Source organism: Agromyces laixinhei, from assembly GCF_006337065.1.
Classification (GTDB): Bacteria; Actinomycetota; Actinomycetes; order Actinomycetales; family Microbacteriaceae; genus Agromyces; species Agromyces laixinhei.
This window is the reverse complement of sequence record NZ_CP040872.1, coordinates 1,066,496-1,091,053: the sequence shown is the minus strand read 5'-3', so window position 1 is coordinate 1,091,053 and position 24,558 is coordinate 1,066,496. Positions and strand designations below refer to the sequence as shown.

30 protein-coding genes and 1 tRNA gene are annotated in these 24,558 nt (G+C 69.3%); 12 read left to right on the top strand and 19 right to left on the bottom strand.

Going from position 1 to position 24,558, the window contains the following annotated elements; all coding sequences use genetic code 11:
* Positions 1-56 precede the first annotated feature (56 nt).
* Complete coding sequence (locus tag FHG54_RS05180) at positions 57-467, bottom strand: VOC family protein (RefSeq protein WP_139416325.1); 411 nt, start codon at positions 465-467, stop codon at positions 57-59.
* Between the two features lie 10 nt (positions 468-477).
* Positions 478-918, bottom strand: a complete 441-nt coding sequence (locus tag FHG54_RS05175) for a helix-turn-helix transcriptional regulator (RefSeq protein WP_139416324.1) — start codon at positions 916-918, stop codon at positions 478-480.
* Positions 919-989: 71 nt separating this feature from the next.
* On the opposite strand from FHG54_RS05175, the gene FHG54_RS05170 reads away from it, so the two are divergent.
* Positions 990-1,493, top strand: coding sequence for a GNAT family N-acetyltransferase (locus FHG54_RS05170; protein ID WP_139416323.1), 504 nt, complete (start codon positions 990-992; stop codon positions 1,491-1,493).
* Between the two features lie 84 nt (positions 1,494-1,577).
* Here FHG54_RS05170 and FHG54_RS05165 read toward each other — a convergent pair whose 3' ends face one another.
* Positions 1,578-2,159, bottom strand: coding sequence for an NUDIX hydrolase family protein (locus tag FHG54_RS05165; RefSeq protein ID WP_139416322.1), 582 nt, complete (start codon positions 2,157-2,159; stop codon positions 1,578-1,580).
* 36 nt (positions 2,160-2,195) lie between these two features.
* Between FHG54_RS05165 and FHG54_RS05160 the strand changes: the two genes are divergently transcribed.
* On the top strand, positions 2,196-2,834 hold the full coding sequence (locus FHG54_RS05160; RefSeq protein WP_139416321.1) for an alpha/beta hydrolase: 639 nt from the start codon (positions 2,196-2,198) through the stop codon (positions 2,832-2,834).
* Positions 2,835-2,850: 16 nt separating this feature from the next.
* Here FHG54_RS05160 and FHG54_RS05155 read toward each other — a convergent pair whose 3' ends face one another.
* Positions 2,851-3,231 carry a DUF5997 family protein gene (locus FHG54_RS05155; RefSeq protein WP_139418309.1) on the bottom strand — a complete coding sequence of 127 codons (381 nt, stop codon included), beginning with the start codon at positions 3,229-3,231 and terminating at the stop codon, positions 2,851-2,853.
* A 132-nt stretch (positions 3,232-3,363) separates the two neighbouring features.
* Between FHG54_RS05155 and FHG54_RS05150 the strand changes: the two genes are divergently transcribed.
* Both FHG54_RS05150 and FHG54_RS05145 read left to right on the top strand, forming a co-directional pair.
* A complete protein-coding gene (locus FHG54_RS05150; protein WP_139416320.1) occupies positions 3,364-4,071 on the top strand; it encodes a LysR family substrate-binding domain-containing protein in 708 nt (235 codons plus the stop codon).
* Positions 4,068-4,817: a glutamine amidotransferase gene (locus FHG54_RS05145; protein ID WP_139416319.1), complete on the top strand. Its 750-nt coding sequence runs from the start codon at positions 4,068-4,070 to the stop codon at positions 4,815-4,817. The genes FHG54_RS05150 and FHG54_RS05145 overlap by 4 nt, the downstream gene beginning before the upstream one ends.
* Before the next feature lie 2 nt (positions 4,818-4,819).
* Here FHG54_RS05145 and FHG54_RS05140 read toward each other — a convergent pair whose 3' ends face one another.
* The 3 genes from FHG54_RS05140 to FHG54_RS05130 all read right to left on the bottom strand — a co-directional run bounded on the left by FHG54_RS05140 (position 4,820) and on the right by FHG54_RS05130 (position 6,445).
* Positions 4,820-5,095: a GlsB/YeaQ/YmgE family stress response membrane protein gene (locus tag FHG54_RS05140; RefSeq protein ID WP_139416318.1), complete on the bottom strand. Its 276-nt coding sequence runs from the start codon at positions 5,093-5,095 to the stop codon at positions 4,820-4,822.
* Positions 5,096-5,199: 104 nt separating this feature from the next.
* Positions 5,200-6,009, bottom strand: coding sequence for a YidC/Oxa1 family membrane protein insertase (locus tag FHG54_RS05135; protein ID WP_139416317.1), 810 nt, complete (start codon positions 6,007-6,009; stop codon positions 5,200-5,202).
* Between the two features lie 142 nt (positions 6,010-6,151).
* Complete coding sequence (locus FHG54_RS05130; RefSeq protein ID WP_139416316.1) at positions 6,152-6,445, bottom strand: DUF6412 domain-containing protein; 294 nt, start codon at positions 6,443-6,445, stop codon at positions 6,152-6,154.
* A gap of 73 nt (positions 6,446-6,518) precedes the next feature.
* Here FHG54_RS05130 and FHG54_RS05125 point away from each other — a divergent pair, with 73 nt between their 5' ends.
* Positions 6,519-7,598: a DNA polymerase IV gene (locus tag FHG54_RS05125; RefSeq protein WP_210415473.1), complete on the top strand. Its 1,080-nt coding sequence runs from the start codon at positions 6,519-6,521 to the stop codon at positions 7,596-7,598.
* Between the two features lie 64 nt (positions 7,599-7,662).
* Here FHG54_RS05125 and FHG54_RS05120 read toward each other — a convergent pair whose 3' ends face one another.
* A complete protein-coding gene (locus FHG54_RS05120; RefSeq protein ID WP_139416315.1) occupies positions 7,663-8,943 on the bottom strand; it encodes a Fic family protein in 1,281 nt (426 codons plus the stop codon).
* 63 nt (positions 8,944-9,006) lie between these two features.
* Here FHG54_RS05120 and FHG54_RS05115 point away from each other — a divergent pair, with 63 nt between their 5' ends.
* Entirely contained in the window at positions 9,007-9,219 is a 213-nt protein-coding gene (locus tag FHG54_RS05115) for a hypothetical protein (RefSeq protein ID WP_139416314.1), read from the top strand.
* A gap of 233 nt (positions 9,220-9,452) precedes the next feature.
* On the opposite strand, the gene FHG54_RS05110 is transcribed toward FHG54_RS05115, so the two are convergent.
* Positions 9,453-9,542: transfer RNA gene (locus tag FHG54_RS05110), tRNA-Ser, on the bottom strand.
* A 109-nt stretch (positions 9,543-9,651) separates the two neighbouring features.
* Between FHG54_RS05110 and FHG54_RS05105 the strand changes: the two genes are divergently transcribed.
* Positions 9,652-10,479: an SGNH/GDSL hydrolase family protein gene (locus FHG54_RS05105; RefSeq protein WP_233437880.1), complete on the top strand. Its 828-nt coding sequence runs from the start codon at positions 9,652-9,654 to the stop codon at positions 10,477-10,479.
* Here the strand turns inward: FHG54_RS05105 and FHG54_RS05100 are convergent.
* On the bottom strand, positions 10,457-11,725 hold the full coding sequence (locus FHG54_RS05100) for a flavin-containing monooxygenase (protein WP_139416313.1): 1,269 nt from the start codon (positions 11,723-11,725) through the stop codon (positions 10,457-10,459). The genes FHG54_RS05105 and FHG54_RS05100 overlap by 23 nt on opposite strands.
* A 184-nt stretch (positions 11,726-11,909) precedes the next feature.
* On the opposite strand from FHG54_RS05100, the gene radA reads away from it, so the two are divergent.
* On the top strand, positions 11,910-13,274 hold the full coding sequence (radA, locus tag FHG54_RS05095) for a DNA repair protein RadA (RefSeq protein ID WP_139416312.1): 1,365 nt from the start codon (positions 11,910-11,912) through the stop codon (positions 13,272-13,274).
* Positions 13,275-13,287: 13 nt separating this feature from the next.
* Here the strand turns inward: radA and FHG54_RS05090 are convergent, their stop codons facing one another.
* Together FHG54_RS05090 and FHG54_RS05085 are read right to left on the bottom strand one after the other, a co-directional pair.
* A complete protein-coding gene (locus tag FHG54_RS05090) occupies positions 13,288-13,698 on the bottom strand; it encodes a dehydrogenase (RefSeq protein WP_139416311.1) in 411 nt (136 codons plus the stop codon).
* Between the two features lie 29 nt (positions 13,699-13,727).
* Positions 13,728-14,900, bottom strand: a complete 1,173-nt coding sequence (locus FHG54_RS05085) for an aminotransferase class I/II-fold pyridoxal phosphate-dependent enzyme (RefSeq protein WP_139416310.1) — start codon at positions 14,898-14,900, stop codon at positions 13,728-13,730.
* Positions 14,901-15,018: 118 nt separating this feature from the next.
* Between FHG54_RS05085 and FHG54_RS05080 the strand changes: the two genes are divergently transcribed.
* On the top strand, positions 15,019-15,528 hold the full coding sequence (locus tag FHG54_RS05080) for a pyridoxamine 5'-phosphate oxidase family protein (protein ID WP_168197113.1): 510 nt from the start codon (positions 15,019-15,021) through the stop codon (positions 15,526-15,528).
* Positions 15,529-15,556: 28 nt separating this feature from the next.
* Here FHG54_RS05080 and FHG54_RS05075 read toward each other — a convergent pair whose 3' ends face one another.
* The 4 genes from FHG54_RS05075 to FHG54_RS05060 all read right to left on the bottom strand — a co-directional run bounded on the left by FHG54_RS05075 (position 15,557) and on the right by FHG54_RS05060 (position 19,815).
* Positions 15,557-15,736 carry a hypothetical protein gene (locus tag FHG54_RS05075; protein WP_233437879.1) on the bottom strand — a complete coding sequence of 60 codons (180 nt, stop codon included), beginning with the start codon at positions 15,734-15,736 and terminating at the stop codon, positions 15,557-15,559.
* A 257-nt stretch (positions 15,737-15,993) separates the two neighbouring features.
* Positions 15,994-16,623 carry a hypothetical protein gene (locus FHG54_RS05070; RefSeq protein ID WP_139416308.1) on the bottom strand — a complete coding sequence of 210 codons (630 nt, stop codon included), beginning with the start codon at positions 16,621-16,623 and terminating at the stop codon, positions 15,994-15,996.
* A gap of 63 nt (positions 16,624-16,686) precedes the next feature.
* Positions 16,687-17,190, bottom strand: a complete 504-nt coding sequence (locus FHG54_RS05065) for an amino-acid N-acetyltransferase (protein ID WP_139416307.1) — start codon at positions 17,188-17,190, stop codon at positions 16,687-16,689.
* A 93-nt stretch (positions 17,191-17,283) separates the two neighbouring features.
* Positions 17,284-19,815 carry an ATP-dependent Clp protease ATP-binding subunit gene (locus tag FHG54_RS05060; RefSeq protein WP_139416306.1) on the bottom strand — a complete coding sequence of 844 codons (2,532 nt, stop codon included), beginning with the start codon at positions 19,813-19,815 and terminating at the stop codon, positions 17,284-17,286.
* 223 nt (positions 19,816-20,038) lie between these two features.
* On the opposite strand from FHG54_RS05060, the gene FHG54_RS05055 reads away from it, so the two are divergent.
* Both FHG54_RS05055 and FHG54_RS05050 read left to right on the top strand, forming a co-directional pair.
* Entirely contained in the window at positions 20,039-20,656 is a 618-nt protein-coding gene (locus FHG54_RS05055) for a hypothetical protein (protein WP_139416305.1), read from the top strand.
* A complete protein-coding gene (locus tag FHG54_RS05050) occupies positions 20,656-20,901 on the top strand; it encodes a helix-turn-helix domain-containing protein (RefSeq protein WP_139416304.1) in 246 nt (81 codons plus the stop codon). Before FHG54_RS05055 ends, FHG54_RS05050 begins: the two co-directional genes overlap by 1 nt.
* Here FHG54_RS05050 and FHG54_RS05045 read toward each other — a convergent pair.
* Positions 20,892-21,413, bottom strand: a complete 522-nt coding sequence (locus FHG54_RS05045; RefSeq protein WP_139416303.1) for a DUF6609 family protein — start codon at positions 21,411-21,413, stop codon at positions 20,892-20,894. The genes FHG54_RS05050 and FHG54_RS05045 overlap by 10 nt on opposite strands.
* Positions 21,414-21,471: 58 nt before the next feature.
* Positions 21,472-21,954 carry a hypothetical protein gene (locus tag FHG54_RS05040; RefSeq protein WP_139416302.1) on the bottom strand — a complete coding sequence of 161 codons (483 nt, stop codon included), beginning with the start codon at positions 21,952-21,954 and terminating at the stop codon, positions 21,472-21,474.
* A gap of 59 nt (positions 21,955-22,013) precedes the next feature.
* On the opposite strand from FHG54_RS05040, the gene FHG54_RS05035 reads away from it, so the two are divergent.
* On the top strand, positions 22,014-23,081 hold the full coding sequence (locus FHG54_RS05035; protein ID WP_139416301.1) for a pirin family protein: 1,068 nt from the start codon (positions 22,014-22,016) through the stop codon (positions 23,079-23,081).
* A gap of 7 nt (positions 23,082-23,088) precedes the next feature.
* Here the strand turns inward: FHG54_RS05035 and cls are convergent, their stop codons facing one another.
* Positions 23,089-24,555 (bottom strand): cardiolipin synthase, encoded by a 1,467-nt coding sequence (cls, locus tag FHG54_RS05030; protein ID WP_139416300.1) that lies wholly within the window; start codon positions 24,553-24,555, stop codon positions 23,089-23,091.
* Positions 24,556-24,558: the final 3 nt, after the last annotated feature.

Below are 24,558 nucleotides of genomic sequence, written 5' to 3'. Positions count from 1 at the left end.
AACTCGTCGGGGCCGTTCGCGTACGCCCGGCGCTGCGGGCAGGCTGATGCAGTGGGTCAGGCGGCCGGCGCCTGCGAGATGCGCACCGTGTTGCCGGCCGGATCGCGGAACGCGCAGTCGCGCGGACCCCACGCTTGGTCGATCGGCTCCTGAAGCACCTCGGCGCCCGACGCGCGCACGGTCTCGAAGGTCGCGTCGACGTCGTCGGAGCGGAACACGAGCATGGGCAGCACGCCCTTCGCGAGGAGTTCCTGCATCGCATCGCCGTCGGCCCGTGACCGGCCGGCGTGCGGGTCGGAGAGCACGATGCCGAGGCCCGGCTGCGCGGCACTGCCGAGCGTGACCCAGCGGTGATTGCCGGATGCCACGTCGTTCTGCACCTCGAGGCCGAGCGCGTCGCGGTAGAAGGCGACGGCCTCGTCGACGTCGTTGACGGTGATGTTCGTGAACTGCAGTGAGATGGTCATGACGTCGACGCTACGCCGCCGCTCGCCCTGGGGCTTCTTCGATTCTGCTCGGTGTGCCCCGCATCGGGCGTGTGTACGTCTTCGCGACGCACGGCGGCATCGCGTTGACGGCGTGGTGCTCGCGGCTGCGGTAGGCCGTCGGCGTCTCGCCGACGATCTCGGTGAAGCGCGAACTGAACGAACCGAGCGAGGTAGCGCCCACCGCCATGCAGGCATCGGTGACGCTCGCCCCGCCGCGCAGCAGCGCCATCGCGCGTTCGATGCGTCGCGTCATCAGGTAGCTGTAGGGCGTCTCGCCGTACGCGGCCCGGAACCGGCGCGAGAAGTGCGCCGGCGACATCAGCGCCCGATCGGCCATGGTCGGCACGTCGAGCGGCTCCGCGTACTCACGATCGATCAGGTCGCGAGCACGGCGCAGATGTACGAGGTTCTCGAGCTCCTGCGGAGTCATGGTTCCACGGTAGCACCGGGGCATCCGCCGCTCGATTTCGCGCCGCGCGCGTGCTGGCTTAGTCTCAGGGCATGAGCACCGAAGTCGTTGCCGAAGTCGTCGTTCGCCCCATCAGGGACTCCGATGTGGAGGCCCTGGGTCGCGTGCACGCAACCTGCTGGCACGAGACCTACGATCACCTGATCAGCGCCGCCGCGTTCGAGCACCTCTCGCCCCGCCGCATGGCAGATCTGTGGACCCACATGGCCTCTCGGGGCGAGGAGTACAACCAGTTCGCCGCCCTCGTCGACGGCGAGATCGTGGGCTTCGTGGGTTCCGGCCCCGCCCGTGACGAGAACCCGCCCCGCGAGCGCGAGCTCTACTTCATCTACCTGCTCGACGCGTACCACGGCACCGGCATCGGCCAGAAGCTCTTCGACGCCGCCTGCGGTGACCGGCCCGGCTACCTCTGGGTCGCCGAAGACAACCCCCGCGCCCACCGCTTCTACGCACGCAACGGCTTCACGCTCGACGGCGCAGCACAAGACGTGCCGTTCCTCGGTGAAGAGATCCACGAGGTGCGGTTCGTCCGCTGAGCGAGCGAACCTGGGCAAGCGAGCCAGAGCGAACGAGCCAGAGCGAACGAGCCAGAGCGAACGAGCCAGAGCGAAGAACGAGCCTCAGCGCAGCGCCCCCACCGAGGCCAGTGCCTGCTTGACGAGCGTGCCGCGCCCGCCCTCCATCTCGGCGGCGACGCTCTGGGTCACGGCCTCTTCGGGCGTCATCCATGTGACCTCGAGCGCGTCCTGGCGCGGCTCGCAGGTGCCGGTGACCGGCACCACGAACGCGAGCGACACGGCGTGCTGCCGTTCGTCGGTGTACGGCGTGATGCCGGGCATCGGAAAGTACTCGGCCACGCTGAACGGCACGGCGCTCGCGGGCAGCAGCGGAAACGCCATCGGGCCGAGATCCTTCTCGAGGTGGCGGAACAGGGCGTCGCGGATCGTCTCGCCGTACATGACCCGCCCTGAGACGAGCGTGCGCGTCATCTCGCCCACGGAGTTCGCCCGCAGCAGCACGCCGACCTCGGTCACCTGGCCGAGCCCGTCGACCCGCACCGGCACCGCCTCGACGTAGAGCAGCGGCAGCCTGCCGCGAACCTCGGCGAGTTCGAGGTCGGTCAGCCACCCGGGATTCGCCGGCGGCCTGACGACGGGTTCGTCGTCGGGGTTCCAGTCCGGGTCGGGGGTGCGTACGCTCATGCCTCGATTCTGCCCCACCGCGCTAGCGTTGACCCCATGACCGACGTGCAGATCGACGACGAGGCCGTGCTGTGGTCGGCTTCCGCGGCCGATCGCGAAGGCCGCCCGCTGCTCGTGCTGCTGCACGGCTACAACTCGAACGAGGGCGACCTGTTCGGCCTCGCGCCCTACCTGCCGCTCTCGCCGGCGGTCGCGTCGCTGCGTGCCCCGACGTTCACGGGGTACGGCCACGCCTGGTTTCCGCTCATGAACGAGGGCGTCGAATTCTCCGTCGAGGGCGCGGATGCCGCCGTCACCGCGATCATCGAGTGGCTGGGCCGCGTCGTGCCCGACGACGTGTCGGTCGGCCTGCTCGGCTTCTCACAGGGCGGCGCGATGGCGCTCGAGCTGCTGCGACGCGCACCCGAGCGTTTCGCGTTCGCGGTGAGCCTCGCCGGATTCGCCCTGCCCGGCGAGCGCGACGGCGATGAGCGGATGTCGCAACTGGCGCCGCCCGTCTTCTGGGGGCGCGGCACGGTCGATGACGTGATCCCCGCGGCATCCGTCGCTCGAACACAGGCGTGGCTGCCCGCGCACTCCGACCTGGACGAGCGCATCTACGAGGGCCTCGGGCACTCGGTGTCCGAACTCGAACTCGCCGACGCGTCGGCGTTCCTCGCCGCTCGCTACGCCTGACGCCGGGCCGGCGGGGTCAGACGCCCGAGCCGCCGCCGCGGCGCGCGGCGCGCTCCTTGTCGCGATCGGCGACGCGGATCTTCTCGGCGCGCACGGCGGCCTGCGTCGCGCGTTCGGTGACGAGCCATGCGGGCGGCGCCTCGAGCAGTGCCTTGATCTCGGCGGTCGTGAGCGGGTCGGTGACGCCGCCGCGGGCGAGGCCCGAGTTCGAGATGCCGAGCTTCGCGGCGACGACGGTGCGGGGGTGCGGGCCCTCGCGGTGCAGCACCTCGAGCCACTCGGGCGGGTCGGCCGTGAGCGCCGCGAGTTCGTCGCGCGTGACGAGCCCCTCGCGGAACTCCGCGGGCGCGGCCTCGAGGAGGATGCCGAGCTTCTTGGCTGCGGTCTCCGCCTTCATGGTCTGGGAGTTCTTCGACTGGCTCACTCCAACACCGTAGCCCGTCGCAGCGCCCGCGCCCACCGGGAGGCCACGCGGCCATCGTCTACGCTGGGAGCAGCCTGAACACGGCTGCAGGGAACGGGGGCCGGGGTGACACTGCGACTCCGCTACGTCGCCGGGGTGAGCCCGTCGAAATGGCTGCGCGTGTGGAACGATCTGCGACCCGAACTGCCGCTCGAGGCGATCGTGGTCGGCGAGGCCGAGCAGCTCGTCGCACTCGGCGCGGGCGACGCCGACATCGCCTTCGTACGCCTCCCCGTCGACACCGAAGGCCTGCACGCCGTCGCGCTCTGGGAGGAGCTCGCGGTCGTCGTGCTGCCGAAGGAGCATCCGCTCGCCGGCGCCGAGTCGCTCACGCTCGCCGATCTCGAGGGCGAAGCGACCGCGCCCGTGCAGGCCGACGCCGCCATGACGATCGAGCTCGTGGCAGCGGGCAGCGGCCACGCGATCGTGCCGCACTCGGTCGCGAGGCTGCACCGACGCAAGGACGTGGTCGCGATTCCGGTGACGGATGCCCCGGCCACGCAGATCTCGCTCGTCTGGCGCCGCGACCGCGACGACGCCGACATCCAGGAGTTCGTCGCCGTCGTGCGCGGCCGGGGTGCGAAGAGCTCGCGAGGTTCGGCCGACGACCCTCCGCCGATGAAGGCCGCGAAGGCCGCGAAACTCGCCGCCGCCGAGCGACGGGCGGCGGCCGCGAAGTCGGGCACGGGGAAGAAGGGCGGCGGGAAGGGCGGCCGCCCGGCCCCTCGAACCGGCGCAGGAGCCAAGCAGCGCAGCCGCCGGAGGGGGCGATGAGCGCCAAGCCGTTCCTCTTCCTCTCCGCACGCCCAGAGGTCGAGGCCGTCGGCCCCGAGTACGAGTCGGTGCGCCGCGCCATGGGCGTCGACGCGGCCCGGCTCGAGCACGTGCGCCTCGATGTCGATCCACTCGGCGAGCTCGAGTTCGACGAGTACGCCGGTATCGTCGTCGGCGGCAGCCCGTACAACGTGACGACCCCCGAGACCGGCAAGCACGAGGTGCAGCGACGGGTCGAGGCAGATCTCACCCGCCTGGCCGAGCGCGCCGTCGCCGACGACTTCCCGCTCCTTCTCACGTGTTACGGCATCGGCGTGCTGACCCGGCTGCTCGGCGGCGAGGTCGGCACCACGTTCGGCGAGCACGCGCAGGCCGTTGAGATCCGGCTCACGGCCGAGGGTACGGCCGATCCACTCGTCAGCGTGCTGCCCGGGCGGTTCGACGCCCTCGTCGGCCACAAGGAGGCGACGGAGCGGCCGCCGGCCGACGCCGTGCTGCTCGCGTCATCGGCCGGTTGCCCCGTGCAGATCTATCGCGTCGGCACGCAGGTCTATGCGACGCAGTTCCACCCCGAGGTGTCGACGACCGACTTCATCGCCCGCGCGCAGGTGTACCGCCATCACGGCTACTTCCCGGCGAGCGAACTGCGCGAGGTCGGCGAACGGCTGGCCGCGGCATCCGTCACCGAACCGCAACGGATGCTGCGGCGTTTCGCCGAACTCGCAGGCGCGCGCTCACGCGGCTGATGTCAGGCGGTCGTGCTCTTGCTCCGCCCCCGGGTGATGAGCCCCCAGATGAGCAGCACGATGATCGATCCGCCGATGGCGAGGAGCCACGTCCAGATGTTCCAGAACTCCCCCATGCCGATGCCGAGGAGGGCGGAGCCGATCCAGCCGCCGAGGAGGGCCCCGACGACGCCGAGCAGCAGGGTGACGAACCATCCGCCACCCTGATTGCCCGGCAGGATCAACTTGGCGATGGCCCCGGCGATGAGGCCGAGGATCAGAAACGCGAGGAAACTCATGATGTGCTCCTTCGTTCGATACCTCAACGAAACCACCGCCGGCCGGGCGCCGCAAGCGTCGCATTCCGGTCGGCGACGACGCGAGCATGCGCCGATTACGGCGTTCAGGCGGTGCTCGCCTCGACGAGCGGGTAACGGCGGCGCAGCAGCATCCGTTGCACGAGGGTCCACGCCACCGTGACGAGCAGGTAGAGCGCCGCGGCGAGCGGCACGAAGATCGCGATCACGGCGGTGATGAACTGCAGCGCTCCGAGTGCACGGGTCATGCCGGGTGCCGCGAGCAGTGCAGCGGATGCCCCGGCGCCGCCCGCCGAGGCATCCGCTCGGTTCGTGCCGGCGGCACCGCCGACAGGGGTGCTCGGCTGGAAGACGCGACGGGTGAGTTCGCCGACGACGGCGATGCCCGCGATCACGATGAGGAAGACGACGAGCGCGCCGGGCGCGAGCGTGCCCGCCGCGATCTGGCCGGCGAGGCTCGAGCCGAGCGGCACGCCGAAGAACGTCTGCTCGAGCAGGGCGTTCGGGTGGCCGGCGATCGTCGGCAGGATGAAGAGGGCGTAGATGACGCCGATGACGGGCGCTTGCACGAGCATCGGCAGGCAACCGGCGAAGGGCGTCGTGCCTTCGTCGCCGTAGAGCTTCATCGTCTCGCGCTGCAGCCGCTCGGGGTTCTTCTTGTGCTGTTTCTGCAGTGCTGCGAGCTTCGGCGCGAGGCGGGAGCGGGTCTGCTCCGCCTTGGCCTGCGAGATGCCGACGGGGATGAGCGCACCGCGCACGAGCAGGGTGATGAGCACGACGGCCGCCGCGGCGCTCGCGATGCCGATGACGGGTTCGAGCAGGGCAGCGAGGGTCATGAGCACGGTGTGCGCGCCGTCGAGGAGGCCCGCGATGGGCGGGAATGCGTAGAGGTCCATGAGGAGGTTCCTTGCGGTCGAGGGATGACAGGATCCGTCTGGCCACGAGGAAGGCCGAGCTCGCGCCGGATGGCGCGGTGCGCACCGAAGGGTGCGGTGCGCGCACCATGCCGGGTGCGCGCGGGTCGGCGGGTCGGTCTCGCTACGCGGCCGCGAGGCCGAGTGCCGGCGCCCTGGGGCGGGCACGCCCGGGCGCGTCGGGGTCGCTCTGTGCGAGCAGTCGCCATGGGTCGGCCGTCTGGCGGAACCGGGTGGCGGCACCGCTCGCGTCGGCCGCGACCATCGCGGGCAGCGACTGGCAGGCGACGACGACCACGGCGACGGCGGCCGCGCCGACGACGCCGACGAGCACGACGGATATCTGCGCGTTCGACGCGAGCGCGATCTCGAGCGAGGCCTGTGCGACGCGGAAGAGCGCGACGACGAGTTCGATCACGGCTGCTCCTCTCGGTGGTCGTGCACAGGGTCGATCCACGCTACCACCGGTGGTTCCGGTGCAGACTGGTGAGATGGGCGGACACCGTACGTCGTGGGTGCTGCACGTCGACCTCGACCAGTTCGTCGCTGCCGTCGAGGTGCTGCGGCGCCCCGAGCTCGCGGGCAGACCCGTGATCGTCGGAGGGCGCGGTGATCCGAGCGAGCGGGCCGTCGTCTCGACCGCGTCGTACGAGGCACGCGAGTTCGGCGTCGGCTCGGGGATGCCGCTGCGGATCGCCGCCCGCAAGGCGCCTGATGCGGTGATCCTGCCGGTCGACGCCGAGGCCTATGGCGCGGCATCCGCTGCCGTGATGGCGACGCTGCGCGTGCAGCCGGGCGCGATCGTGCAGGTGCTCGGCTGGGACGAGGCGTTCGTCGGCGTGGAGACCGCCGACCCCGAGGCGTACGCGCGGCGGATTCAGCAGGCCGTGCTCGACCGCACCCGGCTGCACTGCAGCGTCGGCATCGGCGACACGCTCGTGCGGGCGAAGGTCGCGACGGGCTTCGGCAAGCCGCGCGGGGTGTTCCGGCTCACGGCCGGCAACTGGCTCGAGGTGATGGGCGATCGGCCGACGATCGAGCTGTGGGGCGTCGGCACGAAGATCTCCCGGCGTCTCGCAGGACTCGGCATCGCGACGGTGGCAGAGCTGGCCGCAGCCGACCCCGATGCCCTCGCCACCGAGTTCGGCCCGCGCATGGGGCCGTGGTACGCCGAGCTCGGCCGCGGCGACGGCACCGATGTCGTCGACGACACGCCTTGGGTCGCTCGCGGGCACAGCCGGGAGACGACCTACCAGCAGGACCTCACCGAACCCGGGCAGATCGAGGATGCCGTGCGTGAACTCGCCGCGCACGTGCTCGATGACGTCGCTGCGGAGGGCAGGCCGGTGATCGGGCTGACGCTCAAGGTGCGATACGCGCCGTTCATCACCAAGGTCTTCACGAAGAAGATCGCGTCGACCACAGATCGCGCGGTCGTGGTGGCGCGAACGCTCGAACTCGTCGGCCGCATCGAGCCCGACCGGCCGATCCGCCTGCTCGGGCTGCGCGCCGAGATGACCATGCCCGACGACGCGCGAGAGGGGCATTCGCCCACGCGGAGCGGGTGGTGACCGGGTCGCTCTCGAACGAGTACGCAGTACCCGCGGCCGCGTTCTCTCGGTCGACGCCGCAGCATCAGGCGCGGCGCTGAGCGCGGCGCCGGATGCCCGCGGCGTACGCATCGAGCACCGCGATGATGCCGGAGTGCTGCCACACGCGATTGCGCCCATAGCCGGTGCGCTCGATGAGCACGCCCCGTTCGACGAGGGTGTCGAGTGCGCGTAACGACGACGCCTCCGACATCGCGAGTCGTTGCTGCAGGTACCTGGTGTTGACGACCGGCTGGCCGATCAGGGTGGGCAGGAGCTTCCACGCAGCGGCATCGGTACGCACGCCGCCGAGCTGCTCTCGAGCGATCTCGAGCTGTTCGGCGAGCTCGTTCACGAGCGCCGTCCCGGTGAACGCCGCCAGGCGCGAGGCATCCGCGAAGGCGCGGACGATGGGGCCGGCGTCGCCGTCCCGGTATGCGTCGAGCGCACCGAAGTACCGCTCGGTGTCGACCAGCAGCCCTGCCGAGATCGGCACCGTGGTGCTGGTGACCAGGCGCTTGTGATGGATGACCGATTGGGCCACGGCGCGCCCGGTTCTGCCGTTGCCGTCGACGAAGGGGTGGATCGTCTCGAATTGGGCGTGCGAGATCGCGACCTGCGCAAGGACGGGGATGTCCTCGCGATCGATGAAGACGACGAGATCGTCGACGGCTCGCCTCACGCGGTCGTGGTGCGGCGCGACGAACTCAGCACCGATCGGGCCGGCACCTTCACCGCCGATCCACACTTGCTCATGCCGGAATCGGCCGGCTTCGTCTTCGAAGCCGTACTGGTGACGCAGCAGCGCCGAGTGCATGGCGAGGATGGTCTCGGCGTTCACGTGATCTGCGAGCGCGAGTGCGGCTTCCATTGCTCGGACATTGCCGATCACCGTGCGCGCGTTGGCTTTGCCCGAACCGTGCGCGCCGCCGTTGCCTTCGTCGAGCTCTGCGAGCGCGAGCTGTTTCGCCGAGGTTGTCAGTTGTTCGATCTGAGAACTCGAGGCGCTCTCCGTGCGTAGCAGGATCGCCGACATCGGCCCCAAGGCGGGGTTGTTGATGCCGAGCGTCTTCTGCGCATGGCTGTCGAATGCGACGAGTGCGGCGGCTGCCTCCTCGAGGTCACGCGCGCTCTCCGCGCTGAGCCGAACATCGAGGTCGGCGATCTCAGGCGTGACTGCGGCGCGGTAGTGCCCTGTCTGCCGACGCACCGCGGCGTTGGAGTGGATCTGGGGCGCGCGCGGCGCCCAGCGATGCAACTCGTAGTCGAGGGCAGGCCAGGACAGCACCGAGGTGCGGGAGTCGCTTCCGCTGCTATCCGTTGGCATGAACCAACCATACCTTCACTTAGTGGCATAAGTGAAGGTAAGGCTTCACGGTGGCGGGACACGATGTGCGACGACTGCTGGAAGCTGGTCGACACGGGCACGAAGGGCCGCAACATTCCGCCGCACGCGCGCCTCGAGCAGGTCGGGGGCTTCCGTCAGTTCGGTGGCTCGGGCACGGTCGCCGACGAGCAGGACTACCGCTGCACCGCTTGCGGCAAGGAGTGGATGCACGAGACGGGCAACTCGGGCAAGGGCTGGGTGGAAACCACGCACTGACACATCGATCACTGGCCTACGAACAGTGGAATCCCCCACGACGCGCCACAAGCGCAGCGTTCGCATCGATCATCGACGCAGCAGAAGGCCGCCTCACCTGAACCGATCGACGCCATCCATCCTCGCAAGGCATCGAGAAATTCTGTCACCGCTGCGTTACCGCAAGCCCTCCCCCAGACATGACGAAAGCCCCGCCTCCCCAGTATTATCAAGGGGAGTCGGGGCCTTCGATCTGGCGGTACCGGTGGGATTTGAACCCACGGTGCGCTTTCACGCACACAACTTTTCGAGAGTTGCACCTTCGGCCGCTCGGACACGGTACCGAGGACAATCGTAGACGACGCGCCCGCCAGCACCAAAACGAGCGGATGCCTCAGCTGACGTTCAGCCAGCACCCAGCCCCCACGAAGCGAGCAGGCATAGCTTCTGCTCGTGACCGTCTCTTCCATCTCTCCCCTCGACGCGCAACGCCCGAGTGTCGCCGCGGGCGCCCGGCTCGCCGCGTCGACCGTGCTCGGCGCGGTCGGCGTGCGGCCGTTCCGCGCGCGCATGCTCGAGAACGCATCGACCCTGAACGACACGCTGCCCGTGCACTCGAAGTGGTGGCGCGAGCATGCGAAGGCCGAGGGCGAGCTGCTCTACGTCGCGATCGGCGACAGCACCGCCCAGGGCATCGGCGCCTCCCGCCCCGACCACAGCTACGTGGGTGTGCTCGCCGACGGGCTGCGCGCGGCGACCGGCCGGAGCGTGCGCGTCGTGAACCTCAGCGTCTCGGGTGCGACGACCACGCTCGCGGTGCACGACCAGCTGCCGCGCTTCCGCACCCTGTTGCGCCTCCAGCCCGACGTGGTCACGGTCTCGATCGGCGCGAACGACATCGCCGACTGGAACCCGGCGCGGTTCGACCGCGACATCCGCTCGCTCTTCGCCGCACTGCCCGCGCACGCCGTCGTGGCCGACCTGCCGTGCTTTCACCTGCCCCGCAACGAACGCAAGGTCGCCGAGGCGAATCGGATGCTGCGCGCAGCCGCCCGCGAGCACGGACTCGTCGTGGCGCCGCTCCACGAGGTGACGCGGCGACAGGGACTCCGCGGCATCCTGACGCAGTTCGCGCGCGACATGTTCCATCCGAACGACCACGGCTACGCGGTGTGGGCGGAGGCATTCCGGCCGGCACTCGCCCCCGTCGTCGAGCGGCTCGTGGAGCGAGATGCCTCAGCGAGTGCGTGGTCACGCGTCACCGAGCAGCGAGCTGCCTGACGACGATCTCGGCGTCCTCGCCGACACCCAGCAGGAGCGGTGACTTGCGTGTGCGCATCCACGGGACGCCGGCGAAGAAGAGTCCGGGAACGCTCGCGCTCGCGCCGTTCTCCTGCACGGGGAATCCCATGTCATCGACGATGCCGGGGATCGCGATCCAGTCGTAGGCCGGGCGGAACCCGCATGCGTTGACGACCAGGCCGAGGTCGGCGAGATCGGGCGGGTCGGCGGTCGTGAGTTCGGTCGCCGGAAGTTCGGGGAGTCCGGGCACCGGCAGCCCTCGCGCCGCGCACAGTCGCCCGATCGCCGAGCAGATCTCGGCGAAGGCGCCGTCGCCCACGGCGACCGACTCGGCGAGATCGTCGGCGGCCGCGACCCGCGTGCCGTCGACGCCGGTGACATGGCCGATCAGGCGTACCCCGTCGGCCGCGAGTGTGCGGAGGTTGAGGTCATGGCCCCCGCCGGCTCCCGTGGCGAGCGGGTTCGACGCGAACCGCACGGCGGGCGACGGCATGTCGGCGAGGGTCTGGTCGAAGAAGCCGAGGTCGATGAGCCAGTCGGCGATGTCACGACCGTCCACTCGGCGCGGCATGGCCGGCGCGCGGCTTGCGGCGACCACGACCTCGCGGCCGGCGTGCACCAGCTCCGACGCGATCTGACAGCCTGATTGACCGCCGCCGACGATCAACACGGTGCCGCCCGGTGTCGCGGCCGGTGAACGATACTCCGTGGCCCCGATGACGGGCACCTCGCGCGCGATCTCGTCGATGACGGCGGGGCGGTGCTCACGCTGGTAGGCGCCGGTGCACACGACGACGCGTCGTGCACGGAGGCGGCCGGTCGAGGTCTCGGCGATGAATACGTCGCTGCCGTCGCGCTCGCCGCTCCCGTCGCTGCCGGCGCTGCCGGGGCTGTCGGCGCTGTCGGCGTCGCGTCGGAGTGATTCGACCGCCGTGCCCTCCTCGACCGGCGCCGCGAAGGAATCCGCGTACGCGCGGAGATGGTCGCCGATCTCATCGCGGCCCAGGTACCCGTCGGGTTCCGTGCCGCTGTACTCGCCACCCGGTAACCGGATCGTGTGGTTCGGCGTGACGAGCCTGAAGCTGTCCCATCGATCCGCCCACGTGGCGCCGACCCGGTCGCGCTCCAGCACGACATGTTCGACAGCGGCTCGGTCGAGTTCGTGACTCACCGCGAGTCCGGCCTGTCCGGCTCCGATCACGAGGACGTCGACGTCGGCCCGCATGCGCTCAGGGTACGCCCGTCGTCGCCGCGCGGCCACGGGCGATCTCCCATTCGGCACAGCGGGCGGGCGGCCGGATGCCGGCGGAATGTCGGCGGGACGTCGGCGGGACGTCGGCGGGACGTCGGCGGGACGTCGGCGGGATGTCGGCGACGGTGATGTCTCCGGCCGCAGCTAGTCTCAGGACATGGCCCGATCCACCTCCACGTTCCGCTGCACCGAGTGCGGGTGGAGCACCGTCAAGTGGGTGGGCCGCTGCAGCGAGTGCCAGCAGTGGGGCACGGTCGTCGACGTGGCAGAGGCCACGGGCATCGTGCGCGCCGTGCAGGCCGTGCAACTCGGCGAGGCGCGCACCGCGCGATCGATCGTCGAGGTGCAGACCGAAGACGCCGCGCACCGCCCGAGCGGCATCGGCGAGTTCGACCGGGTGCTCGGCGGCGGCATCGTCGCGGGCGCCGCGATCCTGCTCTCGGGCGAGCCGGGCGTCGGCAAGTCCACGCTCCTGCTCGAGGTGGCAGCACGCGTCGCCGCCGCCGGCCGCCGCGTGCTCTACGTCACGGCCGAAGAGTCGGTGGCGCAGGTGCGGCTCCGCGCCGGGCGCACCGGCGCCCTGCACGACGAGCTCTACCTCGCCGCAGAGACCGACCTCGCGACGATCCTCGGCCAGGTCGACGCCGTCTCCCCCGCGCTCCTCATCGTCGACTCGGTGCAGACCGTCTCCTCATCGCTCTCCGACGGGCTGCCCGGGCAACCGAGTCAGGTTCGCGAAGTCGCCTCCACCCTCATCCGCGTCGCGAAGGAGCGGCAGCTTCCCGTGCTGCTCGTGGGCCACGTCACGAAAGACGGTTCGATCGCCGGCCCCCGCCTGCTCGAGCACCTCGTCGACGTCGTGTGCCAGTTCGAGGGCGACCGCCAGAACGCGCTGCGATTCGTGCGCGCCCTCAAGAACCGGTTCGGTCCGACCGACGAGGTCGGCTGCTTCGAGATGACCGGCGAGGGCATCGCCGAGGTTCCAGACCCGTCAGGCCTCTTCCTCTCGAGCGGTCGTAGTGCGGTGAGCGGCACCTGCGTCACCGTCGCCCTCGAGGGTCGGCGAGCGCTGCCGGTCGAGGTGCAGGCGCTCGTGGTCTCCACGAAGGCCCCGCAACCGAGGCGCGTCGTCAACGGGGTCGACCCCTCACGCGTCGCCATGATCATCGCCGTGCTCGAACGCCGTGCCGGGTTCAAGACCCTCGGCGATCACGACGTCTACGTCTCCACCGTCGGCGGGGTTCGGCTCGCCGAGCCCGGCGCCGACCTCGCGATCGCCGTGGCCATCGCCTCGGCCATGCGCGACCGCGCGGTGCCCCACGAGCTCGCCGCGTTCGGCGAGATCAGCCTCGCCGGCGAGGTTCGCCCCGTCTCGGCGGCGAGACAGCGCGCGGCCGAGGCCGGGCGGCTCGGTTACACGGCCATCCTCGACGTCGAGTCCGGCAGCGTCCACGCCGCCGTCGAGCGCGCCATGCTGGCCTCGACCGATGCGCGCGAACGAGAACTCGACGCCGCCTTCTGACCGCGAGCGCGCGCTACGCCTCGAGCGCGCGCAGCAGCTCAGCGGGCGATGCCTGCATCGGATGCGGACCCGCGATGTCGAGGAACACCGTCGTGATCGTCGATTCGTAGCGCTTCAGGAACGTGCGCAGCCACGCCGGGCTCTGCAGCCCCACCGCGGGCGGCAGGTTCTCGGGCTTGTTCACCGCGTCGCTGAAGAGCAACAGGGCGATCTCGCCGGTCTTCGCGTCGCGGTAGGTCCACACCTCGCCGCCATCGAGCGGCTTGTCGCGCGGCCCCGGCTTCACGAGCGGCACCACCGTGTTGCCGTGGCGCAGTGCCAGAGCGACCGCTGCGACATCTTGCCGCTCGAGCGCTTCGGCGAGCGCCTGCGAACGGAACTCCATGGGCTCGGCTGCCTGCTTCCGTCGTGCCTTTCCTGCCATGCCTCAAGGGTACCGAGCGAATTCCGCCGTCAGCTCCCTTCCGGCGCGGCGACCAGCGTCGGAAGGGCCCGCTCGATCATCTCCATCGTCGCGGTCAGCGAGATGCGGAAGTGCGCGGGCTGGTCGAACATCGTGCCCGGCATGAGGTACACGCCGTGCGCGGCGAGCTCGCGGCAGAACGCCGCCCCGTCGCCGCCGGGCGCCCTGCCCCAGAGGTAGAAGGTTCCCTCGGGCCGGGTGAGCGCGTACCCGGCCCGGGTGAGCGCGTCGTGCATGCGATCCCGCTTGCGGGTCAGCTCCGCGATGTCGATCGAGACGGACTCGAGCGCCGGAGCCGAGTACTGCATGAGAGCGTTGGGAAAGCCCCAGCCGATCGCGAGCTGCACGGGCATGCACGCGGACCTGAGCTCAGCACGCTCCTCGCTCGGGAGCAGCGGCGAGAGCGCGAGGTAGCCGAGCCGCTGCCCCGGGGCGAGGAGGACCTTGCCGTAGCTGTAGACGATCACGCTCCACGGGTAGGAGGCGGCCGGGCTCGCGAAGTCGATCCCGTCGAAGCGGATGCGCCGATACGGCTCGTCGGAGACGAGCCAGATGCGCCGGCCGTGCGTGCGGGATGCCTCCTCGAGCACCGCCGCGAGTGCGTCCCATGCCTCCCTCGGGTACACCCGCCCCGTCGGGTTCGCCGGCGAGTTCACGATCACCAGGCGTGTACGCGGGGTGATCGCCCACGCGATGGCGTCGATGTCGAGATCGAAGGTGACCGGATCGAGCGCGGCACCGACCGGCGCAAGGTTCGCGGCGTGCAGCATCGGCGGGTAGCAGAACCATCCGGGCACGGGGATCACCACCTCGTCACCGGCATCGGCCAGCATCGCCAGCGCGAGGGAGATCGCGCCGAACGCCCCTTGCGTCATCGCGATGTCGTCGGGTTCGAAGTCCATTCCGAGTTCGGCGCGAAGGCCCGCGGACACCGCCTCCTGGGCGAGCCGCTGGCTGGACTTGTACGCGAACCAATCGACGGATCGGGGTTCGAGCTGGGCGCTCATGGCGCTCGTGAGGCCCGGCAACGGCATCTCGTGCGGATTCCCGAAGGTGAAGTCGAGGGCCTCGGGATCGCTCGCAACGTCACCCATGCTCTCAAAGAACGAGGTCACCATCTCGACCGAGGCCTTCGCCTCGGCCGCTCGTGCAGACACTGACATGTCGACCGCCTTTCGGCTGCGCTTCGTCACGGGTCGGTGTCAGCGTCCCAAATGGATGGCCCGGTGTCAATGGCCCGGCGCGCGGCGTAGTCTGGCGACGAACGCGGACGGAGTGGCCATGTCGGACGCACGACGGATCTACACTCATCACCCGGAGCAGACTGAGATCGACGAAGTGCTCGGTCAACGCCTCAACGCGGCGGTCGGCACGCTGAACGCCGACGGCTCCGTGCATCTCGCCTACGTGATCTTTCTGTACGACGACGGTCGGTTCCTCATCGAGACGTCGTCGGTCACCCGTAAGGCACAGAACGTCGCATCACGCGGGCGCGCCACCGTACTCGTGCAGGGCGTGGCGTCGACGGGACGCAATCTGATGGTTTCAGCGGAGGGCGAGGGGCGCCTGCTCGAGGGGGCTGAGGCGAAACAGGCGATCGCCTGCGTGCGTGAGAAGTACATGGTGCCGGGTGCACTCGCCGGCATCGAGCGCGCATGGGGCCCGATCGACGATGTCTGCCTTGTGGTCACGCCCGAGCGCTGGCGATCGTGGACGGGCACCCTCCTCGAGGAAGCCGCCGTAAAGGAATTGGGCGACGACTACGAGCGCGCGTGGTTGCCCGACGACTGATCACCGGGCTGTGACCGCGCGGCATCCGTCACATCTGCTCGACCCATGTCGCACGCCAGTCAGGGGCGGCGAACGGTTCACTCCAGTACGCGGTCTCCTTCGCGATCTTGCCATCACGCAGTTCGAAAATGAACACCGTCTGGTCGACCGCGCCGTCACCGTAGTCGAGCGTCGCGATCAGGGCATCGACTGTTGCGTTCCCGTTCATGTGCGCACCCCTTCGAACGGATGCCGCGTGCACCCTCCGAGGCGTGGCCCGCTCCGTGTACCGGAGCGATCCAGTGCCCGTGCACGGGCAGGCGCGGATGTAACTCAATGTGGGCCGAAATCGGATGTGACGTTCCGCCGAAAGCAACCTAAGCTGTGTGTGCCGGACCGTGAGGGTCCGAGGTGTCGACGAAGACGACGGCATTCTTGTCGACCCCACGGCGCCGGCGCAACATCACCGCGCAGGCCGGAGTGAGCTCAGTAGAGCAGGAACTGCTTCTGCTCGACGGATGCGAAACCGTCGACGCTCACCGCGAGATGGTACGACGCGCCGCCGGCAGGCACCGTCTCACGGGCGCCGGTGCAGGTCTCGGGCGTCGAGCGCGTTCGATCCCAGATGAGCGGCACGCTCGAACTGACCGGCGCGCCGGGCGTCAGCGACACCTCGGCGTCGATGGCGTCGACCTGGCAGTCGGTCGAGATCCAGTACTGCTCCGATCCGCTCGTGATCGTGAAGACCTGGGCCGCCGTGCCGGCGTTCAGCACGCACACGTTCTTGCCGGTGTTGGTGATCGTGACCGAGAGCTGGGGCTGCTCCCCTGGCTCGTAGGAGGACTTGTCGGTGACAGCCTCGACCAAGACCTTCTCGGGGGCGCACGGATCGCCGTCGGCCGCGGTCGGCTCCGTCGGGATGGCGGTCTCGGGCGGCGCCGACGATTCGACACTCGGTGCGACGCTCGGGCCGGGCTCCTCACCCTGGCTCGCGCCGGGGCGCACGATGACGAGCACGATCGCGATGATCACCGCGACGAGCCCGATGAGCACGACGATGCGCCGCCGACGATACACCTGCGGTGACTGCCGCCCGGCCGGTGTGTTCGTCGACATGCTCACAGGGTACGACCGGGCCACCGCTGCACGCGGCATCCGCTCGGCGTGCCGTGTCAGGTGTCAGAGAAGCTTCAGCATGCGCGTGTTGCCGAGGGTGTTCTGCTTCACGCGTGCGAGGTCGAGGAACTCGGCGATGCCTTCGTCGTTCGAGCGCACGAGTTCGGCGTAGACGGCGGGGTCCACGGTCTCGGCTCCCATGTCGACGAAGCCTCGACGGCCGAAGAATTCGGTCTCGAACGTCAGGCAGAAGAGCCGTTTCAGGCCGAGCTCGCGGGCCTCCCCCTCGAGCGCCGAGAGCAGGGCGTGGCCGACGCCGTGGCCGAGCCATTCGTCGTCGACGGCGAGTGTGCGCACCTCGCCGAGGTCTTCCCACATCACGTGCAGGGCGCCGGCGCCGACGAAGCGGCGGTCATCGGTCTCGGCGACGCGGAACTCCTGCACCGCGCCGTACAGGTCGACGCGCTCCTTGCCGAGCAGGATGCGTCGCTGCACGAGCGGTTCCACCAGCTCGATGATCTTCGGCACATCGCTCGTGCGCGCCCGGCGCACGTGGAACTCGGTCATCCTGCCATCGTATTGTGCCGGCGACTGCCGCCCGATCATGAACGGAGACGACGAAGGGCGGATGCCGCAGCATCCGCCCTCGCGTCGTGTCGGCTACTGCTCGCCCGACGCAGCTGCCAGATCGGGGGTCGCCGAGCCGGTGCCGAGCGCGGCGGCGGCGTTCACGCCGACCGAGACGGGAAGCTCCCGCTGCGTCGTCGTGAAGAGGAACTCGCCGTCTTTGAAGTCGACGTGCACGTGGTCGCCCGAGTTGAGCTCGCCGTGCAGGATCTTCTCGCTGAGGCGATCCTCCACCTCGCGCTGCACTGCACGGCGCAGCGGTCGAGCACCGAGCGACGGGTCGAACCCGACCTCGATGAGCCGCTCCTTCGCCGACTGCGTGAGCTCGACGGTCATATCGCGGTCGAGCATGCGCTCGCTGAGTCGCTTGATGAACAGGTCGACGATCTGCAGCAGCTCGGGCTTGGAGAGCTGCGGGAACACGATGACCTCGTCGACGCGGTTCAGGAACTCGGGCTTGAAGTGCTTCTTCAGCTCCTCCTTCACCTTGCCGCTCATGAGGTCGTAGCCGGTGCGCGAGTCGCCCTCGAGCTGGAAGCCGACGGGGCCGCCCGAGATGTCTTTCGTGCCGAGGTTGGTCGTCATGATGATGACCGTGTTCTTGAAGTCGACGACGCGACCCTGGCCGTCGGTCAGCCGGCCCTCTTCGAGGATCTGCAGGAGCGAGTTGAAGATGTCGGGGTGCGCCTTCTCGATCTCGTCGAAGAGCACGACGCTGAACGGCTTGCGGCGCACCTTCTCGGTGAGCTGGCCGCCCTCTTCGAAGCCGACGAATCCGGGAGGGGCGCCGAACAGGCGCGAGACCGTGTGCTTCTCGCCGTACTCCGACATGTCGAGCGAGATCATCGCCGCCTCGTCGTCGAAGAGGAACTCGGCGAGCGCCTTGGCGAGCTCGGTCTTGCCGACGCCCGTGGGGCCGGCGAAGATGAACGAGCCGGAGGGGCGCTTCGGGTCCTTCAGGCCGGCGCGGGTGCGGCGGATGGTCTTGGCGAGGGCCGAGATGGCCTCCTCCTGACCGATGACGCGCTCGTGCAGCGCCTTCTCCATGAAGACGAGTCGCGACGACTCCTCTTCGGTGAGCTTGAAGACGGGGATGCCGGTGGCCTGGGCGAGCACCTCGGCGATCAGGCCCTCGTCGACGACCGCGGTGGTCTTGACGTCGCCCGACTTCCACTGCTTCTCGAGGCGCAGACGCTCGCCGAGGAGGTTCTTCTCCTCGTCGCGCAGCGACGCGGCCTTCTCGAAGTCCTGCTCTTCGATCGCCGTCTCCTTCGCGGCACGCACGACGGCGATCTTCTCGTCGAACTCACGCAGCTCGGGCGGGCTCGAGAGGATCGAGAGGCGGAGGCGCGCTCCGGCCTCGTCGATCAGGTCGATCGCCTTGTCGGGCAGGAACCGGTCGGAGATGTAGCGGTCGGCGAGGTTCGCCGCCGCGACGATCGCGCCGTCGGTGATCGAGACCTTGTGGTGCGCCTCGTAGCGGTCGCGCAGCCCCTTCAGGATGTTGATCGCGTGGGGCAGGCTCGGCTCGGCGACCTGGATCGGCTGGAAACGGCGCTCGAGCGCGGCATCTTTCTCGAAGTGCTTGCGGTACTCGTCGAGCGTGGTCGCACCGATGGTCTGCAGTTCGCCACGTGCGAGCAGCGGCTTCAGGATCGAGGCCGCGTCGATCGCGCCTTCGGCGGCGCCCGCACCGACGAGGGTGTGGATCTCGTCGATGAAGACGATGATGTCGCCGCGCGTGCGGATCTCCTTCGTGACCTTCTTCAGACGCTCTTCGAAGTCGCCGCGGTAGCGGGAACCGGCGATGAGCGAGCCGAGGTCGAGCGAGTAGAGCTGCTTGTCTTTCAGCGTCTCGGGCACCTCGTTCTTCACGATCGCCTGCGCGAGGCCCTCGACGACGGCGGTCTTGCCGACGCCGGGCTCGCCGATCAGCACGGGGTTGTTCTTCGAGCGACGCGAGAGGATCTGCATGACCCGCTCGATCTCCTTCTCGCGGCCGATCACGGGGTCGAGCTTCGACTCGCGCGCAGCCTGCGTGAGGTTGCGGCCGAACTGATCGAGGATCTGCGAGCCGCCCTGCGGGGTCTGCTGCTCGTTGGCGCCGACCTGCACCTGCTCCTTGCCCTGGTAGCCCGAGAGCAGCTGGATGACCTGCTGGCGCACGCGGTTGAGGTCGGCGCCGAGCTTGACGAGCACCTGGGCGGCGACGCCCTCGCCCTCGCGGATGAGCCCGAGCAGGATGTGCTCGGTGCCGATGTAGTTGTGGCCGAGTTGCAGCGCCTCGCGAAGCGAGAGCTCGAGCACCTTCTTGGCGCGCGGCGTGAACGGAATGTGCCCGGTCGGCTGCTGCTGGCCCTGGCCGATGATGTCTTGCACCTGCTCGCGCACCGCGTCGAGCGAGATGCCGAGCGACTCGAGCGCCTTGGCGGCGACGCCTTCACCCTCGTGGATGAGCCCGAGCAGGATGTGCTCGGTGCCGATGTAGTTGTGATTGAGCATCTTGGCCTCTTCTTGGGCCAGGACGACGACACGACGGGCTCGGTCGGTGAATCTCTCGAACATGCTCTACTCCTCACGGCCCCACTGGGCAGGGGACGTCGATATATCGAGCGTAAACAAGGCGGATGCCGCGTGGGGCCCTGTTCGCCGTGGGCGCACCGCCTTGACGTGCCGAGTGCAGCGTGCGAACCTATCGATAATCGTTAATATCGAGAAACGATATGCGATGTGCGCCGCCGTTGCAGGCGCAGGCACGACGACCGAATCCAGGAGAAAGGCGCTACGGATGCCCCGTTCCACCACTGCCCAACGGCTGAGCCGAAGCGACACGGCCGGCATGTACCTCACGATCCTTCTCGGCGCTGTCGGCATCGCCGTCACGATCTTCACGCTCGTCAACCGTCTCGTGGAGGTGGTTCCCGGCCGCGACGTGCCCGTGCTCGTGCCGTTCGCCGGAGAACGGGCGACCTTGCCGATCGGGCCCGACGGGGCATCCGTCGGAGTTTCGGTCGACCAGGCGGTCGTGACGGTGCCGCATCCGGCCGACGCCACGCAGTTCGCGATCGTCGCGCAACCGATCGTCACGGGGCTCGCGATCATCGCCGGCATCGTGCTGCTCGGCCTCCTGTGCTGGAACCTCGCACACGGGCGTGCATTCACCCGCCAGAACACGATGATCATCTGGTGGGGAACGGCGGTACTGGTCGTCGGGTGGCTGTTCGACCGGCTCTTCACGACGATGGCGGTCAACGGAGCGCTCTCCGCCGTGAGCGAGTACAGCTACGACGGAGTGCTGTTCGAGATGAACTTCACGCCCCTGTTCGGGTTGCTCGCGCTCGCCGTCGTCGGCGCCGCGTTCCAACTCGGAGAACGCCTGCAGCGCGACACCGAGGGCCTCGTCTGATGGCGCCGGCCGAAGGCGACGAGGCATCCGATGTGCACTGCCGGCTCGACGAACTGCTCGCGGCCAAGGGCATGACGCTCACGCGCCTGGCCGAACTCGTCGGCGTGAGCGTCGTGAACCTCAGCGTGCTGAAGAACGACCGGGCCCGCGCCATCCGCTTCTCGACGCTGCAGGCGATCTGCGAAGCGCTCGGCTGCGAGGTCGGCGAACTGCTGGTGCTCCGCCCGGGCAGGGCTCAGACGTAGCTGACCGCGACCATCGCGGCGCCCGCGCCGATCTTCAGCGCCCCGTCGATCGCCCAGAACACCCGGAAGTCGGCCGATCCGATGCGAAGGCCGACGAGCGCGTTCGCCATGCAGACGAGCGCGAGGAGCGCGCAGATCGGGCCGTGCGAGAAACCGAGGATGAGGAAGTGGGCCCCGACGATGAAGAGCATCCACATCCAGAACTCTCGCGAATCGAGGTCGGGGAACCTGCGCACCACGACGCTCACCAGGTACCCCTCGACGAGGAAGGCGATGCCGAGTACGACCCACTGCCAGATCGCCGGCGACGGCAGACCTGCGAAGATCAGCTTCGTGGCGCCGCCGACGGCCATGATCAGGATGCCGACGGCGGCACCGGCGATGAGCCAGACGATGCGCCAGCGGCGGGAGCCGAAGGCTCCGACGAGGATGCCGAGACCGATCGCGACGAGGAACGCGCCGCCGCCGCGCATGAGCGGGAACGCCTCGGCCATGCCGTCGAGCCAGGTCACGAGTGCGCGGCGCGGTGCGCCCGGCGGGCGCCGTGGAAGGTTCGCCGGCGGGACGGGGTCACTTGACCGGAACCGTGACCTCGGTGTCGAACACCTCGACGACGAGCGGCTCGGTGGTCGTGACGGTCACCGGGGTCCAGAACAGGGTCGTGTGGGGCACGAGGTCCATCGTGCAGACCTGGTCTGCGGGCCGTTCGACGAGGTCGATCGCGACACGGTTGCCCTCGCCGGCCTTCTCGAGCACGCGGATCTGATCGCCGATCTCGGGGCAGGTCGAGCTGCCCGAGATGGTGAGGGCCAGTTGCCCGCCGTCGGCCCACCAGACGACCACGGGGCCGTCTTCGGGCGACGGCGCTTCTTCGTCGTCGCCCGCCGGGTCGGTGCCTGCTTCGACGTCGACGGTGTCGGCCTCGGCCTCGGTCGGCAGGCCCGGGAAGTTCTCGGCGGCCCCTGACGGCGGGTTGCACGCCGAAAGCAGGAACACCGACGAGACCGCCAGAGCCACGAGACCAGCACGACGAAGACGCAGCGAAGGAGCCATGGCATCATGCTATCGCCCGCCCCGCCTCGTGGTCGGATGGCCCACGTAGAATCTGGGCCATGAGCAACCTCGAGCGCGATCCGGCCGAAGTGGTCTGCCCCGCCGAGGAGCCGGCCGGTCCAGCGCTGCAGGTGCTCACCGCACGCGACGTGCCGCTCGGCGGGCCCCGCGCGATGAACGTGCGACGCACCCTCCCGCAGCGCGGCCGCACGACGATCGGCGCGTGGTGCTTCGTCGACCACTACGGGCCCGACGACGTGACGGTCTCGGGCGGCATGGATGTGCCGCCGCATCCGCACACGGGGCTGCAGACGGTCAGCTGGCTCTTCGACGGCGAGATCGAGCACCGCGACTCTGCCGGCAGCCGTGCCATGGTTCGGCCCGGCGCCGTCAACCTCATGACGGCGGGGCGCGGCATCTCGCACTCCGAGGTCTCCACACCCGAGACCACGCGGCTGCACGGCGTACAGCTCTGGGTGGCGCTGCCCGACGCATCCCGCAACGTCGCGCCCTTCTTCGAGCACGCCGAGATCGCCGAGGTGACGATCGACGACGCCGTCGTGCGCGTCTTCGCCGGTTCGCTGCCCGGCGCTGAAGCCACCCTGCGACAGGCCCACGACAGCACCGTCTCCATCTTCTCGCCGCTCGTCGGCGCCCAGATCGAGCTGCCGGCAGGCGGCGAAGCGTGGATCGACCTCGATCCCGCGTTCGAGCATGGGCTGCTCGTCGATCTCGGCCCGGTCGGCGTCACGATCGCGGCGCTCGACGGCGAGGTCGACGACCCCGGGCAACTCGTGCCGCTCGCCGAGACCGGCCACGCCGCGACGCTCGCGCGAAGCGAACTCGGCTACGTGCCGGTCGGTCATGAAGGCGTGCGGCTGCGAGCAGCGGATGCCCCGGTGCGCGTGATCCTCATCGGCGGCGCGCCGTTCGGCGAAGAACTCGTGATGTGGTGGAACTTCATCGGCCGCAACAACGACGAGATCGTGGAGTTCCGGCGGCAGTGGCAGGCCGATGTCGTCGGCCGCGACAACCCCGACGGCCGGTTCGGCAGTGTCGACGGCTATGACGGGCCGCCGCTGTCGGCACCGGGTCTGCCGACCGTGCGGCTGAAGCCCCGGCGCTGATCGCGGGCTACTGCAACGCCGACGAGAGCCGCGCGAGGTTGTCGAGCACCGTTGATCGCAGCGGCTGCTGCATCCACTCGTCGAGCGTCAGTTCACGGCTGTCGCGGCGGTAGCCGTCTTCGACGGCGCGCATCTCGCGCACGAACGACGCTCCGCGCACGAGGAGCGTGACCTCCATGTTGAGTTCGAACGAACGGATGTCCATGTTGCTCGACCCGATCACGGCGACGTCGTCGTCGATCGAGAAGTGCTTGGAGTGCAGGATGTACGGCGACTTGTACATATAGATCTTCACGCCGGCGCGCAGCAGCGCCTCGTAGTACGAGCGCTGTGCGTGGTACACGAGGGCCTGGTCGCCGATCTCGGAGACGAAGAGTTCGACGTGCACGCCGCGCTGGGTCGCCCCGCTGACGGCCACGAGTATCGACTCGTCGGGCACGAAGTACGGACTCGTGATGATGATGCGTTCCTCGGCCGCGTAGAGCAGCGCGAGGAAGAGCTTGAGGTTGTTCTGGTTCGGAAACCCGGGCCCGCTCGGCACGACCTGGCAGTCGAGGTTCTCCGGCTCGCCCGGCTGGTCGAACGACTCCACGATCTCGCTGGTGATCTCTTCGCCGGTCTCGAGATACCAGTCGGTGGCGAAGATCACGTCGAGACCCGGCACGATCGGTCCCTCGACGCGCGCCACGAGTTCCTTCCATTTCAGGCCGCGGCGGATGTTGGCGCGCTTGTTGTAGCTGCGGTCGATCATGTTCTGCGAGCCCATGAAGCCCACCTCGCCGTCGACGACGACGAGCTTGCGGTGATTGCGCAGGTCGGGCCGCTGGTACTTTCCCCTGAGCGGTTGCACCGGCAGCATGAGTTGCCACCGCACACCCATCGCGGTCAGCCGCTTGAGCGTCTTGCGGTAGCCCTTCACCCGGAACGAGGCGACGTGGTCGAGCAGGAGTCGCACGTCGACACCGCGCGCGACCGCATCGCCGAGTGCATCGAAGAACGGCGTCGTCGTGGCGTCGAGGGCGAGGATGTAGAACTCGACGTGCACGTAGCGCTCGGCCCCCCGCACCGCCTCGGTCATCGCGTCGAGCGAGCCCTGGTAGTCGCCGATCAGGCTCGCGCTGTTGGAGCCGATGAGCGGCATCGAGCCGAGATTCCGGTTGAGGTGCACGACGCCCTCGAACCACTCCGGCCACTGCACGGAATCGCTCACGCGTTCGACGCCCAGCGTCGACTCGCGGATGAGACGATCGACCGCCGCCTGCTTCGCTCGCCGGTGCTTCGGCAGCTTCGGGCTGCCGATGAGCAGGAACGAGATCACCCCGATGAACGGGATGAAGAAGATCGCGAGGAGCCATGCCATGGCCGCGGTGGGGCGGCGATTGCGCGGCACCACGATGACCGCCGTGACACGCACGATCAGGTCGATGACGACGAGGATGCCGGCGAGGAGGAGCGCCGTCTGCTCCGCTGACATGCC

Coding starts and splice junctions, on each gene's coding strand:
- FHG54_RS05040 (WP_139416302.1), bottom strand. CDS start 21,954: ATGGCTCCTTCGCTGCGTCTTCGTCGTGCTGGTCTCGTGGCTCTGGCG.
- FHG54_RS05080 (WP_168197113.1), top strand. CDS start 15,019: ATGTCGGACGCACGACGGATCTACACTCATCACCCGGAGCAGACTGAG.
- FHG54_RS05065 (WP_139416307.1), bottom strand. CDS start 17,190: ATGACCGAGTTCCACGTGCGCCGGGCGCGCACGAGCGATGTGCCGAAG.
- FHG54_RS05070 (WP_139416308.1), bottom strand. CDS start 16,623: ATGTCGACGAACACACCGGCCGGGCGGCAGTCACCGCAGGTGTATCGT.
- FHG54_RS05120 (WP_139416315.1), bottom strand. CDS start 8,943: ATGCCAACGGATAGCAGCGGAAGCGACTCCCGCACCTCGGTGCTGTCC.
- FHG54_RS05160 (WP_139416321.1), top strand. CDS start 2,196: ATGACCGACGTGCAGATCGACGACGAGGCCGTGCTGTGGTCGGCTTCC.
- FHG54_RS05135 (WP_139416317.1), bottom strand. CDS start 6,009: ATGGACCTCTACGCATTCCCGCCCATCGCGGGCCTCCTCGACGGCGCG.
- FHG54_RS05175 (WP_139416324.1), bottom strand. CDS start 918: ATGACTCCGCAGGAGCTCGAGAACCTCGTACATCTGCGCCGTGCTCGC.
- FHG54_RS05165 (WP_139416322.1), bottom strand. CDS start 2,159: ATGAGCGTACGCACCCCCGACCCGGACTGGAACCCCGACGACGAACCC.
- FHG54_RS05140 (WP_139416318.1), bottom strand. CDS start 5,095: ATGAGTTTCCTCGCGTTTCTGATCCTCGGCCTCATCGCCGGGGCCATC.
- FHG54_RS05060 (WP_139416306.1), bottom strand. CDS start 19,815: ATGTTCGAGAGATTCACCGACCGAGCCCGTCGTGTCGTCGTCCTGGCC.
- cls (WP_139416300.1), bottom strand. CDS start 24,555: ATGTCAGCGGAGCAGACGGCGCTCCTCCTCGCCGGCATCCTCGTCGTC.
- FHG54_RS05055 (WP_139416305.1), top strand. CDS start 20,039: ATGCCCCGTTCCACCACTGCCCAACGGCTGAGCCGAAGCGACACGGCC.
- FHG54_RS05085 (WP_139416310.1), bottom strand. CDS start 14,900: ATGTCAGTGTCTGCACGAGCGGCCGAGGCGAAGGCCTCGGTCGAGATG.
- FHG54_RS05125 (WP_210415473.1), top strand. CDS start 6,519: ATGGGCGGACACCGTACGTCGTGGGTGCTGCACGTCGACCTCGACCAG.
- FHG54_RS05180 (WP_139416325.1), bottom strand. CDS start 467: ATGACCATCTCACTGCAGTTCACGAACATCACCGTCAACGACGTCGAC.
- FHG54_RS05090 (WP_139416311.1), bottom strand. CDS start 13,698: ATGGCAGGAAAGGCACGACGGAAGCAGGCAGCCGAGCCCATGGAGTTC.
- FHG54_RS05075 (WP_233437879.1), bottom strand. CDS start 15,736: ATGAACGGGAACGCAACAGTCGATGCCCTGATCGCGACGCTCGACTAC.
- FHG54_RS05115 (WP_139416314.1), top strand. CDS start 9,007: ATGTGCGACGACTGCTGGAAGCTGGTCGACACGGGCACGAAGGGCCGC.
- FHG54_RS05050 (WP_139416304.1), top strand. CDS start 20,656: ATGGCGCCGGCCGAAGGCGACGAGGCATCCGATGTGCACTGCCGGCTC.
- FHG54_RS05155 (WP_139418309.1), bottom strand. CDS start 3,231: ATGAAGGCGGAGACCGCAGCCAAGAAGCTCGGCATCCTCCTCGAGGCC.
- FHG54_RS05145 (WP_139416319.1), top strand. CDS start 4,068: ATGAGCGCCAAGCCGTTCCTCTTCCTCTCCGCACGCCCAGAGGTCGAG.
- FHG54_RS05100 (WP_139416313.1), bottom strand. CDS start 11,725: ATGCGGGCCGACGTCGACGTCCTCGTGATCGGAGCCGGACAGGCCGGA.
- FHG54_RS05170 (WP_139416323.1), top strand. CDS start 990: ATGAGCACCGAAGTCGTTGCCGAAGTCGTCGTTCGCCCCATCAGGGAC.
- radA (WP_139416312.1), top strand. CDS start 11,910: ATGGCCCGATCCACCTCCACGTTCCGCTGCACCGAGTGCGGGTGGAGC.
- FHG54_RS05035 (WP_139416301.1), top strand. CDS start 22,014: ATGAGCAACCTCGAGCGCGATCCGGCCGAAGTGGTCTGCCCCGCCGAG.